Source organism: Ruegeria sp. H4, assembly GCF_056533065.1.
In genome coordinates this window covers 1,924,860-1,940,800 of the sequence record NZ_JBQFOC010000001.1, presented here as the reverse complement: position 1 = coordinate 1,940,800, position 15,941 = coordinate 1,924,860, and the positions used below count along the sequence as shown (strand labels likewise).

The 15,941-nt window shown below is 56.3% G+C and carries 13 protein-coding genes; 8 read left to right on the top strand and 5 right to left on the bottom strand.

Going from position 1 to position 15,941, the window contains the following annotated elements; genetic code table 11:
* Positions 1–57: 57 nt before the first annotated feature.
* The 3 genes from ACR0KG_RS09605 to ACR0KG_RS09595 form a co-directional block, all read right to left on the bottom strand.
* Positions 58–2,169, bottom strand: coding sequence for a polysaccharide biosynthesis protein (locus ACR0KG_RS09605; RefSeq protein ID WP_480827128.1), 2,112 nt, complete (start codon positions 2,167–2,169; stop codon positions 58–60).
* A gap of 472 nt (positions 2,170–2,641) precedes the next feature.
* A complete protein-coding gene (locus ACR0KG_RS09600; RefSeq protein ID WP_480547980.1) occupies positions 2,642–3,499 on the bottom strand; it encodes a sulfotransferase family protein in 858 nt (285 codons plus the stop codon).
* Positions 3,500–3,553: 54 nt separating this feature from the next.
* Entirely contained in the window at positions 3,554–4,759 is a 1,206-nt protein-coding gene (locus ACR0KG_RS09595) for a polysaccharide biosynthesis/export family protein (protein WP_480544050.1), read from the bottom strand.
* A gap of 476 nt (positions 4,760–5,235) precedes the next feature.
* Between ACR0KG_RS09595 and ACR0KG_RS09590 the strand changes: the two genes are divergently transcribed.
* Genes ACR0KG_RS09590 through asnB form a run of 6 tightly spaced genes read left to right on the top strand, consistent with a single transcriptional unit; the run spans position 5,236 to position 11,727 of the window.
* Positions 5,236–5,862 carry a sugar transferase gene (locus ACR0KG_RS09590; RefSeq protein ID WP_480544049.1) on the top strand — a complete coding sequence of 209 codons (627 nt, stop codon included), beginning with the start codon at positions 5,236–5,238 and terminating at the stop codon, positions 5,860–5,862.
* A complete protein-coding gene (locus ACR0KG_RS09585) occupies positions 5,859–6,773 on the top strand; it encodes a methionyl-tRNA formyltransferase (protein ID WP_480827127.1) in 915 nt (304 codons plus the stop codon). The genes ACR0KG_RS09590 and ACR0KG_RS09585 overlap by 4 nt, the downstream gene beginning before the upstream one ends.
* On the top strand, positions 6,770–7,465 hold the full coding sequence (locus tag ACR0KG_RS09580) for a PIG-L deacetylase family protein (RefSeq protein WP_480827126.1): 696 nt from the start codon (positions 6,770–6,772) through the stop codon (positions 7,463–7,465). Before ACR0KG_RS09585 ends, ACR0KG_RS09580 begins: the two co-directional genes overlap by 4 nt.
* A 14-nt stretch (positions 7,466–7,479) precedes the next feature.
* Positions 7,480–8,658 carry a DegT/DnrJ/EryC1/StrS family aminotransferase gene (locus ACR0KG_RS09575; RefSeq protein WP_480827125.1) on the top strand — a complete coding sequence of 393 codons (1,179 nt, stop codon included), beginning with the start codon at positions 7,480–7,482 and terminating at the stop codon, positions 8,656–8,658.
* Entirely contained in the window at positions 8,659–9,780 is a 1,122-nt protein-coding gene (locus tag ACR0KG_RS09570; RefSeq protein WP_480827124.1) for a glycosyltransferase, read from the top strand. It abuts the gene before it with no gap.
* A 12-nt stretch (positions 9,781–9,792) separates the two neighbouring features.
* Entirely contained in the window at positions 9,793–11,727 is a 1,935-nt protein-coding gene (gene asnB, locus ACR0KG_RS09565; RefSeq protein WP_480827123.1) for an asparagine synthase (glutamine-hydrolyzing), read from the top strand.
* A gap of 97 nt (positions 11,728–11,824) precedes the next feature.
* Here the strand turns inward: asnB and ACR0KG_RS09560 are convergent, their stop codons facing one another.
* Positions 11,825–13,252 (bottom strand): pectate lyase family protein, encoded by a 1,428-nt coding sequence (locus tag ACR0KG_RS09560; RefSeq protein ID WP_480547985.1) that lies wholly within the window; start codon positions 13,250–13,252, stop codon positions 11,825–11,827.
* 247 nt (positions 13,253–13,499) lie between these two features.
* On the opposite strand from ACR0KG_RS09560, the gene ACR0KG_RS09555 reads away from it, so the two are divergent.
* Both ACR0KG_RS09555 and ACR0KG_RS09550 read left to right on the top strand, forming a co-directional pair.
* Positions 13,500–13,922 carry a GtrA family protein gene (locus ACR0KG_RS09555; protein WP_480547986.1) on the top strand — a complete coding sequence of 141 codons (423 nt, stop codon included), beginning with the start codon at positions 13,500–13,502 and terminating at the stop codon, positions 13,920–13,922.
* Between the two features lie 104 nt (positions 13,923–14,026).
* Positions 14,027–15,160, top strand: coding sequence for an alginate O-acetyltransferase AlgX-related protein (locus tag ACR0KG_RS09550; RefSeq protein ID WP_480827122.1), 1,134 nt, complete (start codon positions 14,027–14,029; stop codon positions 15,158–15,160).
* On the opposite strand, the gene ACR0KG_RS09545 is transcribed toward ACR0KG_RS09550, so the two are convergent.
* Positions 15,157–15,885: a formyltransferase family protein gene (locus tag ACR0KG_RS09545; protein WP_480544040.1), complete on the bottom strand. Its 729-nt coding sequence runs from the start codon at positions 15,883–15,885 to the stop codon at positions 15,157–15,159. The genes ACR0KG_RS09550 and ACR0KG_RS09545 overlap by 4 nt on opposite strands.
* Between the last annotated feature and the right edge of the window lie 56 nt (positions 15,886–15,941).

Here is a 15,941-nt window from a genome sequence, read left to right as displayed (position 1 = left end):
TCGTAACACACACGGCTTGGGTCAAAGCCGACACAACAATAAATTCAAACAATATCTTTAGCGGCCACCGACGGTTTCCAAAGCATCGGAGTTTGCAAAGGCACCGACCATCTTCTCGGTCGGGATCGCGGTGATCTTCGACTTGGTCCGAGGTTTGATCAGATCTTTTGTTTCAATCGGACGCAGACCGTTGACGCCATAACCTGGCACCAGCTCTTTCAGCAGCTTTTTGACGCCCAGATCATCACCATCCAGTGCAGCCTGTTCCAGCTTGAGGATCATAGCACGCAGACGCGCAACCGAGACACCTTCGGGGATCGCTGAAGCCACACCCGGGATGCCGCTTTCGCGATGCTCTTCGGTCACATCAAACAACTCCTCATACAGCTTTTCGCCTTTGCGAATACCGATGAACTTGATGTCGATGTCCTTGTAAGGAACCAGCCCCGCCAGACGGATCATACGCTCGGCCAGATCAACGATTTTCACCGGGCGCCCCATGTCCAGAACAAAGATTTCGCCGTGGCTGTTTTCCAGATTCAATCCTTTGGCCGCCGCAACCAGCGTCAACTGCACGGCCTCACGAATGGTCATGAAATAGCGTTCCATTTTCGGATCAGTGACCGTCAGCGGGCCGCCTTCCGAAATCTGGCGCTGGAACAGTGGGATCAGCGAACCCGACGAGCCCAGAACGTTACCAAACCGGACCGAGAAGAAGCGCGTGGCCTCATCAGTGCCGTTGGTTACACGATCCTGCGCCTGAGCGTAGAATTCCGCAACACGCTTGGTTGCGCCCATGACGCTGGTGCTGTTCACGGCCTTATCGGTCGAAACCTGCACCATCGCAATGGCACCTACGTTGCGCGCAGCATCGGCGACGTTACGCGTACCGATCACGTTGGTCAGAACACCTTCGCACGGATTCAGCTCGACCATCGGTACGTGCTTCAATGCAGCCGCGTTGAAGACCAACTCGGGACGGTGACGTTCGAAGATCTTGTTCACACGGTCAGCGCTTCGAATATCGGCAACATAGATGCGGCGCGAAACTTCGGGGAAGTTCTGGCTCAGGTCCATGTCGATCGAGTAAGCATTGTATTCCGTGTTTTCGATCATGACGATTTCCGCCGGCTCGAACGAGGCGATCTGACGGGTCAGTTCGCTGCCGATCGATCCGCCAGCACCGGTGATCAGAACACGGCGATCCTTAAACATCTCGCGCAGCATAGAACGCTCGACCGCCTTTTGTGGGCGATCCAAGATGTCTTCGGGGTTCACGGTCCGGATACCGTTGCTTTCGGTGCCCAACTCTTCCAAACCGGTCAAGCGCGACACAGGAATGCTGTTGGCTTCGGCCCAACGGGTCAGTTTGCGGATACCATCGCTTTCGAAATGGGTAACCGGCTCAGTCAATAGAATACGCTGAGGCAAGTTGTCATCAAACTTCAGCCGCTCGATCACGGCGTCTGCATCCAGCAGCGAGCCGATGATCTTTACGTCGTGAAAGTACAGGCCTTGCGTGTTGCGGGCGTCATCAATGATGCCAACGGGTTCATATTTTGATTCCGTGTTGCGCAGCGAACGAACAAACAGGTCACTGCTGGCACCGGTGCCAACAAGGATCACCGGGATTTTGCCATTGTCACTTGCGGTGCAGCCCTGAACCTTGCGCTTGAACTCGGTGCTGCGGGCAATGATGCGCAGGCTGCCCAGTGCAGGCACGATCAGGAAGAATTGAATGACATAGACTGCAAGCGGAACTTGGGATGTGACTGCAGCCGCCATGCCAAACAGGGCCAGCGTTGCAACACAGAAGAACGACGCGCGCACGATCAGTACCACATCACGTAGCGACGTGGACCGGGTGTGACGCTTATAAATGCCTGACATCGGCAGGATCGCCAACGCGATCAGGCAGGACATCAATACCAAAGGAATCAGTGCCGCAGACGCTGCCGCAGGCAACGTGCCCCCGTTGGCCAACACCACAGCCATCACAACGGAAATGGCCGAGGCTACAACATCACCAATCACCAAGCGACGGTTTGCGCTCAGCTCAATAAGTTTTTGCTTCAATGTGGATCCGATGTCGCCCAATTTCAGATCGGGTTCGATCGCAGTATCTTTAACAGATCCATTCTTGAGCTTAACCAACTCACGCTCATACATACTCAGTACTCCGGCGTATAAATTGCCCACTACTACCCGACCCAGCAGGACAGATCGAAAACAGCCGATCAGCCGTCAAAGCCGCACTCACACGCCAGCAGAAACCACTTGCCGGCAAGTTCGATTATTTTTGTAAGGTCCCCCTAGACCGGCTCAGGTTTGAAAATCATCAGACCCTTTGCCACAACCCTTTCTCACTCGTACGAACCAAACTACAATATTCAGCAGCCAACATGGCCACTAAGGTTTCAATATGATTAAAATCTAACATAGCCAACACCAGAGCAAAACGCTTTTTTCACGTTTCCGGCATCGTTTGACCAAAGAAATGCCCTATTTCCCAATGTTCGCACAGCATTCGGTCTGTTTGAGAACTTTTTGTAAACATCTGATCGGACAAGACGCGCCCCACGAATTGGCGTCTTTGTTTCCAGACCGGAAACGTAGTGTGACTTATGGCACATAACAAAGCTCAATTGATTCGAGCCATTTCAAGCGGTTTGGCACTGCCCCAGGCCTCAGTGATTCCGGGTTCAATCTCGTCGATCTTGGTCATGTCCTCGCTATAGAACTCAGCAAGGCGGCGCGACAGATCTTCTGACAGCGGCGGATACTGTACCTGACGGGCAACCGCATTGCGCAAAGACCGAACCGGCCAGGTGTGACGAACAGGATCAATGACAGAACGAACCGGTCCAAGGATCTTGCGCAACGGCAAAGGCACCATAGCAGCATTCTTGTCCTTTACCTTTTTCTTAACCGGCGCTTCCAGCTTGCCGGTCAAATTAAGATGCGCGCGTACCTTTTCCAGGTTCCCAATTGGATTGCGGCGAATATCCTCATAGGCCAGCAATAGGATTTGCTCGGCCGGGAACAGATCATAGAACCGTGCCAAATGATGCGCATAACGCCCATCGGACAGGAATCGTTGGTCCGCCGCATACGCGGGATTCAGATAGTCTTCGATACGGTCCGTAACCTCTCCACGACGGAACAGCATGCAATAATCCGAATATGCGCGCTGCACCGGATCACGCATTTGCAGGATCAGCCGCGCATTCGGAGCGAAATCCCGAATGCGCTGCGCGGCCTCGGGCACTGTCAGATAAGAGTTCGACTTCTCGCCGATCAGCGGCGCCTGTTCACATCCATCGAACTGATCCCGATACCAAGCCAATCCTTTGTCGTATTCTCTTGAAAAGAAATGCAGCTCGGGCCCTGGCATATAGATAGCCGGGGTTTGTGTCAGCGAATGCTGCAACCACGTGGTCGCACATTTCGCAGCACCTATGATCAGAAAATCGACCGGTCTGTCAGCGGGCAATGTCATGATGAAACTCGTTAACTAAATTCCCTGGGACCGAGGCCCACTTAGTTTCTATACTCAATTCGACGTAATAACCGTTTTCCTGACAACCTCGATTGTATCCCCCGGTTGCACCGGATCGGTTCCCTTTACACGCTGCGTTTGCGTATTACCCCCACGGGTAACAATAAACTCAATGGTTGTCTCGCTGGCGATGTCATCCTCGCTCAGATACCCGGCGGCAGCCAGTTCACCATGCAGGGTCGACGCGGTTTGCAACCGGGTCTTCAGCGACGCGAGTTGGCTTTCAACCTCATTCAGTTTCACCAATGCATCTGAACGCGCCGTGTCATCCAGTTGTAACTCATCTCGCTGCGCACGGTTGAGGTCCTGCCGCGCGACCAGCAACGCAACCTCCTGATCCAGACGCTTCGACTCCAGGTCGTTCAGCGCATTGGTCATCGCGGTAACTCGGTTCGACGCAGTCAGCCCCTTTTCCCTAAGAGAGTTGAGATTCTCCAGCTCTTTCGAGACGTTAGCGATCTGCGTGTCGCGCAATTCAAGCTGCTGTGTCAGGCTTTCGATTTGTTCTTTAAGAAGGGCTTGCAGGTCCCTGATCCGTTCACCCTGCCCTTCACGTGCGGCCAATGTTGCCTCAAGGATTTCGCCTTCCAGCCCTTCGGGCGCGTTTGCCAGATCAGCGCCTTTGTCATCGCTTTCCAGAACGGTCAGATCCGCGATCAGCCGCTGGCGCTGTTGTTCCAGCTCATCAATCTGCGTGGCCAACAGGCGAATCTCGCCACCCATGCGCAGCACCTGAATGTCATTGCCGGTTGCCAGTTGAATCGGTGGGCGGATAGGCCCTCCGGCCAGCGCTAGAATCTGCTGTGCTGTCATACCCACGTGGAAATCGTAGGCGCCCGGGGAATTCACGTCGCCCAGCACATAAACCGGCAGATGGCCAATCACCTCCAGCGCGATGCGCGGTGGTTCGACCATGCCGATTTGGCGGCGGAATTTCAGCTCTAGCGCCGCTGCCAGCTCAGCCGGGGTGTGACCCTCTGCTTCGACCTGGCCGACAAGTGGAATCATCAGATCACCGTCACCGGTGATGGTGTATTCGCCGGTTACACCTGTCCAGCTTAGGTAAGTTGTTGAATCCGCATCCCAGCGCATCGCTTTCAAAGACAGCCGATCCTGCGGCAGCAGGCGATATCCCTCGGCCCAAACGGCGCTTGCCGCCAGAGTGAACATCACCAACATCACTTTGAAACAGGTTTTCAAACCTCTGTCTCCCAACTCACTAACTCTACGATCTGTACTACAAACCAAACTGGTGGTTCTGTGATCTTCGATACACAAGAAACGCAAGCTTTATTAGCTGTACGTCAAAAAATCTTCGGGCCCGGTTCAAACCTGCACAAGCCCGCGCAATCAAGCTAAGCACTCCTGTATTGCGTGACAAGAGAAACGGCCCATCGTTGCGGCAATCCTATTCCTCGCCCCAAATCCGAAACAATGCTCCACTAGCAGCCAAACCGTTGACGAAACCAGCTGCGATGTCGGCGTTAAATTCCCAGCATTCTGCACAAGCGGCACGATTCGATCAAAGCGCCGCAGACTTCTTGCAAAACACATCCAATTCGAACAGATTGAGGCGGTCTCTGCCCAGGCGATTTAGCTATTGCCTCTGGCGTGTGATTTGTTTGTTGATTTCAAGTGTTGCGGCGCGCCGCGTGTGTTCTGAGTTGGATTGAACTGTGAATAGAGTACCCGAAATTCTACTCTGCATCCTGTTGGGTCTTATCTCTCTGCCCTTCTTTCTTGTCGCGTGTCTGATTGTTGCAACCTCTGTCGGGTTGCCATTGATGTTTTCACAGCGCCGCTGTGGTCTGGGTGGGCGCGAATTCAATCTGTTCAAACTCCGCTCGATGTCAGAAGCACGTGGCCCGGATGGCGCGTTGTTGCCAGATGATCAAAGACAGACCCGCGCGACGGCCCTGATCCGTCGCTTGCGTCTGGATGAAATCCCGCAATTGCTGCTGATCCTGCGCGGTCACATGGCTCTGGTAGGTCCGCGCCCCCTGCTGCCCGAGACGATTGAAAGTTTTGGTCCCGAAGGGCAGTACCGCTGTTCGGTTCGGCCCGGCCTGACCGGTTGGGCGCAGGTCAGTGGCAACACCAATCTCAGCAATTCCGAAAAGCTCAGCCTTGATCTGTGGTATGTGGCACATCGGTCATTGGCGTTGGATTTGCAGATCATGTCAGAAACCGTCGGTGTTGCGCTGCGCGGCGAGAATCGTCGCACAGACCGGATTAAGACCGCCGCGGATTGGTTGCAGCAACATCCGCCACAAAAATCTTCGTTTCAGGGGTCGCCCGCATGAAAACAGTATTTGTCGGGGCTGTCGAAACCTCCCACGCCGCGTTGGTCTCAATTTGTGCCGCCGGGCATGCACCCGATTTGGTCATGACATTGCCGCCTCACCTGTCGCATCGGCATTCCGACTTTGTCGATCTCAGCGTCGTGGCCAATCGCTATGGCGTACCCGTTGAGTATATTGAGAAAACCAACGCACCCGAGACCATCGCGCAGATCGAGGCCCTGAAGCCCGACCTGACTATGGTTATCGGTTGGTCGCAGATCTGCGGCCCGGCCTTTCGCGCCATCCCCAAGCTGGGGTGCATCGGCTTTCACCCCTCGGCCTTGCCGAAGCTGCGCGGACGTGGCGTAATACCCTGGACTGTGCTGTTGCGGGAAAGAAATGTCGGATCGTCTCTGTTCTGGCTCGGCGAAGGTGCTGATGATGGCCCGATTGCGGCCCAGGCGCGCTATGCGGTTGATCCGAACAGCGTCACCGCGCGCGAGCTTTATGATCGCTCGTTGCGTGCCATCTCGGGACTGTTGCCCCCGCTGCTGGAGCAGATCGCTGTCGGGGACATCCCCCGCGAACCTCAACCCACCACCGGGATCAGCATGTGCGCACGCCGCAGGCCCGAAGACGGGCTGATCGACTGGACATGTTCAGCCGAGGATATCGAATGCCTGATCCGTGCCTCGGGCCCGCCCTATCCGGGGGCGTTCACGCATGGGTCGGACGGTCGGCAGATCGTGATCACACAAGCCAAATTCTCGGAACCTGACGGGTACTACATCGGCCTGCCCGGTCAGGTGCAGGACATTGATGGCCAAAACTTTACCGTCGCCTGCGGGGATGGGCGGTGCCTTGATATTCTGGAATGGTCCGGGGCGGATATCCCCCCGGCCATGCATTCGAAATTAGGAAAGACATCATGATAACCACCGATCTCATCAGCGCCGGGGCCGGACCTGCCCTGGTCATCGCCCCTCACCCAGATGATGAGGTGCTGGGCGCGGGTGGTACGATCGCCCGGCTTGCCGATGCGGGCCGCGACGTGCACGTGGTTGTGGTGACGCGTGCAAAGCCGCCGAAATTCCGGGATGAGGATACCGAGGTCACCAGGGCCGAGGCGCGCAAATCTCATGACTATCTAGGCGTGACACAGACGCACTGGATGGATTTCACCGCGGCTGAGCTATCGGAACAACCGCATTCGGATCTGAATGGCGCGTTGGGCAAGCTGGTGCGTGATCTTGGAGCCGATCTGATCCTTGCGCCGCATCCGGGCGATATTCACATGGATCACCAGCTGACATTTCTGTCAAGCCTTGTGGCGAGCCGTCCGCATCAGGACAAGTACCCGGCGACTATCGCAGCCTATGAGACATTGTCCGAGACCAACTGGAACGCGCCGTATCTGACGCCGCCCTTTGTTCCGAATATCTTTGTCGATATCTCGGACACGCTGGAACGCAAGTTGACGGCCTTTGCGATGTTCGAAAGCCAGGCAAAGCAAGCCCCGCACGAACGCTCGGTCGAGAGCTTGCGCGCGTTGGCGACCCTGCGCGGTGCAACCGTCCACCGGCACGCGGCCGAGGGGTTTGTTCTGGTCCGAACTGTGGTCTGACAGGAGAGTTCGAAATGGCATCTTGGCCCATATACGATCAGGAACAGATAGATGCGGTCAGCCGGGTTCTGGCGTCGGGCAAAGTCAACGCCTGGACCGGACCGGATGTACGCGCGTTCGAAAACGAATACCGCGCCTATACCGGTTCTGCGCATGCCATTGCGATGGCCAACGGCACCGTGACACTGGACGCGGCCCTGCACGTGCTGGATCTTGAACCCGGGGACGAAGTGATTGTCACCCCGCGCAGTTTTATCGCCTCGGCCAGTTCCGTGATGCTGGAGGGTGGAGTACCGGTCTTCGCGGATGTCGATCCGGTCACCCAGAACATCACCGCCGAAACCATCGCGCCGCTGATCACGTCGCGCACGCGCGGGATCATACCGGTACATCTGGGCGGCTGGCCTTGCGATATGGATGCGATCATGGATCTGGCGCAAGCGCATGATCTATGGGTGATCGAAGATTGCGCGCAGGCCCATGGTGCGATGATCGGCGACCGCCACGTGGGCACCATCGGCACGTTCGGATCGTTCTCGTTCTGCCAAGACAAGATCATGACCACGGGCGGTGAAGGTGGTTTGTTGACCACGAATGACCACGAACTCTGGTCTCGGGTCTGGAGCTACAAGGATCATGGCAAGGGTTACGATACGGTGTTTAACACCGATCATCCCCCGGGGTTCCGCTGGTTGCACGATTCCGGGCCCGGCACAAACCTGCGTATGACTGGTCCATCGGCGGCTTTGGGCCGCGTTCAATTGCAACGTCTGAACGATTGGCGCGCCCATCGCACGGCCAATGCCCGGATACTGGGCGAAGCTTTGGCCACCTGCCCTGCGTTCATGGTGCCAAGCCCACAGGACAACGTGACCCATGCCTATTACCGGTTCTACGCCTTCGTACGCCCGCAGGCCCTGGCCGCGGGCTGGTCGCGCGACCGCATCATTGCCGAGATCTCGGAGGCGGGGTTCCCCGCCTTCTCTGGCAGTTGTTCTGAAATCTACCTTGAAGATACGTTCCGCAAACATGGGCTCGGCCCGGCAGAACGCCTGCCGGTGGCGCGCGAGTTGGGTGAGACAAGTCTGGCGTTTCTTGTTGATCCGGGCTGGTCGCAAGAAGACATCGCGCGTCTTGCACAGGTCATCGTTGACGTAGGCAACCAGGCCCTGGCTGGGCAGAAGGCGGGATAGATGATCCTGCACGTGGTCACGGATTTCTCGACCCAGGGCGGCGCGCAGGCAATGCTGGCGCGACTGCTGTCACATTCCGGCGAACGCGCAGTTGTGGTGGCGCTGACTGAAGTGTCCGAACGGTGCCGCGCGATGGCAGGGAATGAAAAGGTCGAGTATATCTCGCTGCGGGCCCGGTCGCCTTTGTCTTTTCCCCGCGCCATCTGGCAGATTGCGCGTTTAATCCGGACCAACAAACCCGATGTGGTGCTGTGCTGGATGTATCACGCCATGGTTGTTGGCCTGATCGCGCAGGCTTTGTCACTGCGCCATGTGCCGGTGATCTGGACCGTTCGGCAGGCTTTGGACGACCCGGCGGCCTTTACCCGCAGCACCCGGATCGCCGTGCGCCTTTCCCAAAAACTGTCACGGTATTGCGATGGGATCATCTACAACTCGACCCGCGCGTTGGAACAACACGGCAAGTACGGATTTGCACAAAGCAATGCCTCGGTCGTGCCGAACGGTTTTCTTTTGCCCGACGCGCCGACCCCCAGACCTGGCCCCGCACGCGTGGTTGGACTGGCGGCCCGGTTTCATCCACAAAAGGATTTTGAGACATTTTTCCGCGCTTTCGCCATCGCGCGTCAAACCATCCCAGACCTGACCGCGCGGTTGGCCGGGGATGGTGTGACCAGCGAGAACGAAGCGCTACGCGCGCTGATGGCCCAGGCGGGTATACCCGAAGACAGCGTAACGTTGTGCGGCGATCTGCACGACATGACCGCGTTTTATAACAGCATTGATCTTCTCGTCCTGTCCTCGCGCACCGAAGGTTTCCCGAATGTCATAGCCGAAGCAATGAGCTATGGTCGCCCGGTTGTGACCACTGACGTCGGAGACGCGGCAAAGGTCACAGGCGATATAGGCTATGTCGTAGCAGCCCGTGATGCCGAAGGGCTTGGACAGGCCCTGACAGATGCCGCGAACTGGAGCGCCGACACTTACGCGCAGCGCAGTGTGGCGGCCCGGGATCGCATCGCCTCTCAATACTCTCTCGCCGCGATCGCTGCGTCTTATGATGCGGTTTTGTTTGGCACCACACCAAAGGCCGGGACGTCGACCGCCCCGCATACCGGATAGGAAAACAGGGCCATGTGCGGCATTGCCGGATATCTTGCATTCAAACCAATCGGTCGTGACGCGGGCACTGCTGCGTTGAAGCAGATGTGTGACAGCATCGCGCATCGTGGCCCAGACGCGGATGGCATGTTCGTAGACCCTGAAACGGGCGTGGCCCTGGGGCATCGCCGTCTGGCCATTGTCGACCTGTCCGAGACCGGCGCGCAACCCATGAGTTCGCCCAGCGGGCGCTACTGCATTGTATACAATGGGGAAATCTATGGGTTCCTCGACCTGCGCCAGAAGCTGATTGATCTGGACGTTACGTTCCGGGGCACCTCGGACACCGAAGTTTTGCTGGCCTCGATGGATCAGTGGGGCATACGTAGAACTCTGGAACTGGCCCACGGCATGTTCGCTTTTGCGGTGTTCGACCGGCAACAAAACCGGGTTGTCTTTGCACGGGATCGGCTGGGTAAGAAGCCGCTCTATCTGGGCGTGAAGGGCGGCCATCTGCTGTTCGGCTCAGAACTCAAAGCCCTGCGCGCCCATGCGGCTTTTGGAACACCCGAGGTCGACCGCCGCGCGCAAGAACAATATGCGCGCTATGCCTTTATCCCGGCCCCTTTGACGATCTACCGCGACGTGATGAAACTGCCAGCGGGTACGCTGGTCGAGGTTCAGCTGGATGCACCCCCATCCTCGGCCGAGGATCTGGTGACAGGGCTGCACAGGTTCTGGAACCTGCGGGAACGGGTCGAAACCTCTCAGGCCAATCGATACACGGATGAGGCGCAAGCATTGGAAGGCATCGAAGACGCGCTGATGTCGGCAGTAGGCGAGCGTATGGTGGCTGATGTGACCGTCGGCACGTTCTTATCCGGCGGCATCGATTCCAGCCTGATCACTGCGATGATGCAGCAGCAATCCGAGCGCAAAGTCACCAGCTTCACCGTCCGTTTCGATCATGACGCGACGAACGAGGCCGATTACGCTGCCGCCATTGCCAAGCATCTGGGCACGGACCATCACGAGGTCACCGCGACGCCCGAGATGGCGTTTGATCTGCTGCAGACCCTGCCACAAGTCTATGACGAGCCCTTTGCCGACCCGTCTGCCTTCCCGACGCTATTGGTATCGCAACTGGCCAGTAAAAAGCTGAAAGTGGTGATGTCAGGCGACGGTGGAGACGAGTCGTTCGGCGGTTATGAACGCTATGCCCGCATGATGGCGATGGAGCGGATCAGTGCGAAACTACCCGGTCCAGCAGCCTCGGTTTTGGCGGCCTCACCTGCAGCTGTGACGCAGGCAGCGGCGACGCTGCTGAAACCGCTGGCCCCGGCCTCGATGCGGGATCAGATCACACCGGATCGGCTGTCCAAGGTTGCTGCAATTGCGCGCCACCCGGATTTCCGCAGCCGCTATGATGCGCTGTTCACCCTCTGGACGCCGCCATCTGCGTCCGAACAAGGCCTTTTCCAGTCACATTCCCTGCCGCATGGGCTTGGTCCGGTCGATACAATGATGCTGTTGGATTCCGAGCTCTATCTACCCGAGAGCATTCTGGTCAAAGCCGACCGCGCTTCGATGTCAGTCGGGCTTGAGATCCGTGCACCCCTGTTGGATTACCGCGTGGTCGAGGCCGCATGGCGCGCGCCGGATACGCTCCGATATGACGGTAAATCAGGCAAAGTCGCCCTGCGCCGCATGTTGGACAAACGTGTGCCTAAGGCGTTGTATGACCGGCCAAAACAGGGCTTTGGCATCCCGCTTAACGATTGGTTGCGGGGGCCGTTGAAATCCGTTGCCAGTGATGTCTTTGCGTCAAACAATGGTACTTTCGATGCGGTAGACCGGGCGCAGCTGAAAAAACGCTGGTCCGAGCATCTGTCAGGCAGCCGCAACTGGGGCCCGCATTTGTGGGTGGTTCTGATGTACCATTTTTGGCAGCGGGAATGGATGGCCTAAGGCACTTCCAGTTTTTTGAAGCATCACGTTATCACCAATGTCCCGAGAGCGCGAAGTGCGGCAGGGTATTGGTGATTCAATATGAACTGGAAGGGCTTCAAGGCAGCGGATCGCCTGCCAGAACGCTCAGATATTCCTCAAGGTTTGACCAGCCATCACCATCGCGGTCTTTCCAGCCGTCACTGCGGTCATCCGGATCCAAGCCTTCACGAGCCTCTTCCCAGTCATCCGGCAACCCGTCCAGATCACGGTCATTAAGTGCGGATATCTCGGGCAGGTCTGGCCAGCCTCCGGCCTCATCCGGGTGATTGATCCTGTGCCCGTCACAGCCCCTCACGTTTTCAATGATCGACCGGTCCAGACTGTCCAATTCCCGATCCGGCCCCGTACGTGCGCCAACATTGCTCAACACATGTTCCAAAACACCCGAGACAGGTTCGGGAGTGACCGACAACGGGAACGCGGGGTTTGAGACAATATTGGGACGGGCCGCAACATCCACCACACGACCCTGTTTCGACCTATCACACAGGATGTCCAGTCGATTGTCCAGATAGAGGTTATCGTCGGCAAAAACCTCGAGCTTGTTGTTGGGCTCAACCGGAAACACCTCGATCGCAGCGGGGCGCGGGCGATTTCGTGTACTCGGTCCGGGCAGGATCACGTTGCCCACATAGTTGATCCATGTGTCGCCATAGAGGTTCCGAAACTCGCCAAATTGCGAGGATGCATCATAAAACACGTTATTCACAATATCGACGGGGCCCAGAGCGGTTGAAGATACATCAGGATTGCGGTCGCGGTTATGGGCAAACAGGTTCCCCGTCAGCGTAATCCGCCCACAGTCCGAGACCGCCCCATCCTTCGAGCAAATCAAGGCGCCTTTGGAATGGCGCCGCTCTGTATGGCTCGATTTGTCCAGACCATAGGCCAGGATGGTGTTGGCGATGGTGATATCATGGCTGGCATAGCGCTCGCTGCCGATCCCAAGGTTTTCATCCACACCAAATGAGACCGAGACATGGTCGACATAAACATCCGTGCTGCTTTCAATGCCCAGCCCGTCAACACTCGGCGAGGGTTTCTTGCTAGGACCCGGACGGAATTTCATGAAGCGCAGCAAGACATTATGTGAATCATACACCATCAACGGTGATGATTGCACGTTCCCAACGCGCAGCTGTATCCCCTGTCCTGGCGCAGTTTGCCCGGCGATATAGGTATTGGGCGAAACACGGAGTTGTTTGTCGACAACGATGGTGCCAGAGACAGCAAACACACAGACACGCCCGACACCGGGATGCTGCACGCATTCCCTCAGGCTGCCGCGTCCGGAGTCGGCCAAAGTGGTCACGTAGTACACGCTGCCGCCGCGCCATCCGTTGGCGTATTTTCCGTATCCGATGGCACCGGGAAACGCGATCTGCCCCTTGTCGGCATCATCTGCTATCGCGCCGGGTGCAATCGGCAATATCACTACAAGCAAACTCAGAAACTTAAGGTGGAAACTGCGGAAAATATGCATGCTGGACCTAATCATGTCGAAACCGAAATATGAAACACAAAGGATTGTTCAACCCTCCGGAACAGACCCTAGCGTAGCTTGTCAGGTTTAACACCCCAAACCTATTACATCGGCACTTTCCAGCAAAGAATTGATCGGATTGAGAAACTCCCGCCCCCTCGCTTTGAACTCACTGCGTTTCCAAACCAACCAGGACGCAAGTTCGAGGATTCCGGGCTTTCCCTTTCACCTCGTATCGGTGCAGGATATGGACAAGAATTTTGGGCGGAGCCAGCACGTGATTTCGAATGAGACCTACCGGCATATGCTGACCTTCGCGATCGTAGGGTCACTGGCCTTCGTCGTAGACGCAGGGGTGTTTACGGCCTTGGATACGCTTGGCGCTGGCACGTTTTTGTCGCGCTGCATGTCCATCCTGACGTCTGTGACCTTCACCTGGTATTTGAACCGGACGTTCACGTTTAAAACCCAAACCCCGCCCAGTTTCATTGAATTTCTCAGCTATCTGGGCGGCATGCAGTTGGGCCTGATCACCAACTTCACCACGTTCTTTATAGTGCTCTATATCTCAGAGTTTGCGAATACCTATCCGATCATCGCGCTGGCGATTGCGACACTTGCCGGGATGACGATCAACTTTCTGATTTCGAGAAAGATTTTGCAGAAATAGTCTCACCGCTATAAAACTCAGATATTGCCACGCGAGTACGCTTAATCCACTTGAATACGCCGTTTGTCAGTTGAACTAAATTAATCAGTTGGGGAAACCCGTTCGTGTTTAAAAACTTCTTCCTCATTTGCCTTAGTACGCTGATCAGTCTGGCGGTGCTTGAAGTGGCACTGCGCCTTTTTGACCCCTTGGGTTTTCAACCGCATGTCAGCCGCGATCTGGCAAATGTTCCTCTGGTCAATGACGAGAATTATTTCTGCACAGGTGGGCCAAAGCGTCTGATCCCGCATCCGGTGGTGTACTCACGCGAAACGCCCAACCAGTCCTATTTTGAGTTCCGCAACGAAATCGCCACATTCGTCAAGATCAACGAACAGGGCTTTCGCGGTGTGTTCGACCCAGGTGATGGGCAAGAGCGTGTGATCGTGCTTGGGGATTCCTTCATTCGCGGCAGCTTATCTGACGAGACGGAAACCATCCCTGCCCTATTGTCCGAATGGTCTGCAGATACACATTTTGTCAATCTGGGCACCGGCGGCCACGGCACGCTGCAACACGCGCTGACCTATGATGAGTTCAAAAGCCAAATACAGCATGAAACGGTGCTATTGTTCATCTTCAATCGCAATGATCTGGTCGACAACATACGGTTCCAAAAGTGGCAGCAAAACCCAAAGCCGATCTCGCGTGAGCCGACGGCTACACAGAGACTGAAGCGGGCCTTTGCAAAGCTATACGTCGGCAAACTGGTACTGAGTTTCAAAAACGCGCTGTTTGATCAGAACCTGTACCCGTCGGTACCGAACGAGATGGAAGAGACGCTTTTGCTTCAATCCCTTGCGGACCTTTCGCAGTCCGTCGCAGATCAAGGCGCAGAGTTGATTGTATTTTCACTGCCCGATATCTCGGAATTCCTGGGCAAGGATACAATCACCTTCCGGGATGACCCGGTTGGCTATTCTGACGCGGTGCGTCACCTGATAGCGGAGGCGGCTGAACAGAACGGATTTGCCTATCTGAACCTGAAACCGGGCCTTATAGAGATATCCGAAGATCTGAACCTACCTACAGCAGAGCTGTACGGCACACCGGACCACCATCTGCGGGAAATTGGCAGTTTTGCAGTGGCAAATCTGGTAGCCCAATTCCTTCAGGACAGCAACGTTGCCGCGTTTACCCCGGATGCTGAATTTGTGGATCGCATGCATGTCGATCCAGCCAATGTCGCCTGCCCTTAGGCCTCATCAGCTTCACCCTGCAGCGCAAATTTGCGCCCATGCAAAACGATATGCAGCGGGTATTCCGGCAGATGCATAGAATGCAGGCGGCGCTCGAACTCCTCGGCGTCAATATCCACCGGCAATTGCTGCATGGCTGAAAGCTCTTTCATCCTGCGCGCCTCACCGCGCCAGGCTTCGTTGACCGAGGCTTTGATCTGATCCGCGAGGTAAGTTTCGCCACCGGCTGCGACCCCACCAATCACCTCTTGCAGCAGGTGGTAGAGATAGAGATGCGTACGCGCCAGAACAGATCGCAGCCCATCCTTTGGCAATAACGGAAACCGCAACGCTTTTATGATCGTACCGTTATCGACCTTGGTGTTGATCAGATGGGCCGTCACACCATACTGATCCGCCCCTTCATACAGCGCGAAGTTGATACAACCGCTGCCGGGGTATTCCGGCGGGCCCGGATGGAAGTTTATCGCAGCGACCGAGGCCGCCTCGATCATCGCCTGATCCAGAATAAAGTAGCTGCGAAAACAAAAGATATACTCACCCCGCCAGTCACGCACCCAGGTCGGCAGGCCCTGCCCCAGACCTTTGGATTCAACATAGCTGACGTCAAAGCCTGCAAAGTTCAGAAATTCCAGCGCCTTTTGGGTGCCTTCACAATTCTCGCGGCCAAAGAACAGGACTTTGGCGCCATTGGTATGGGTCTTTTGCTGAGTTTCGTTCGTCATCACGTCCACGCGTCCAAATCACGCCCCGCCTTTGTTGGGGTCTTGTTGGTCGGGAC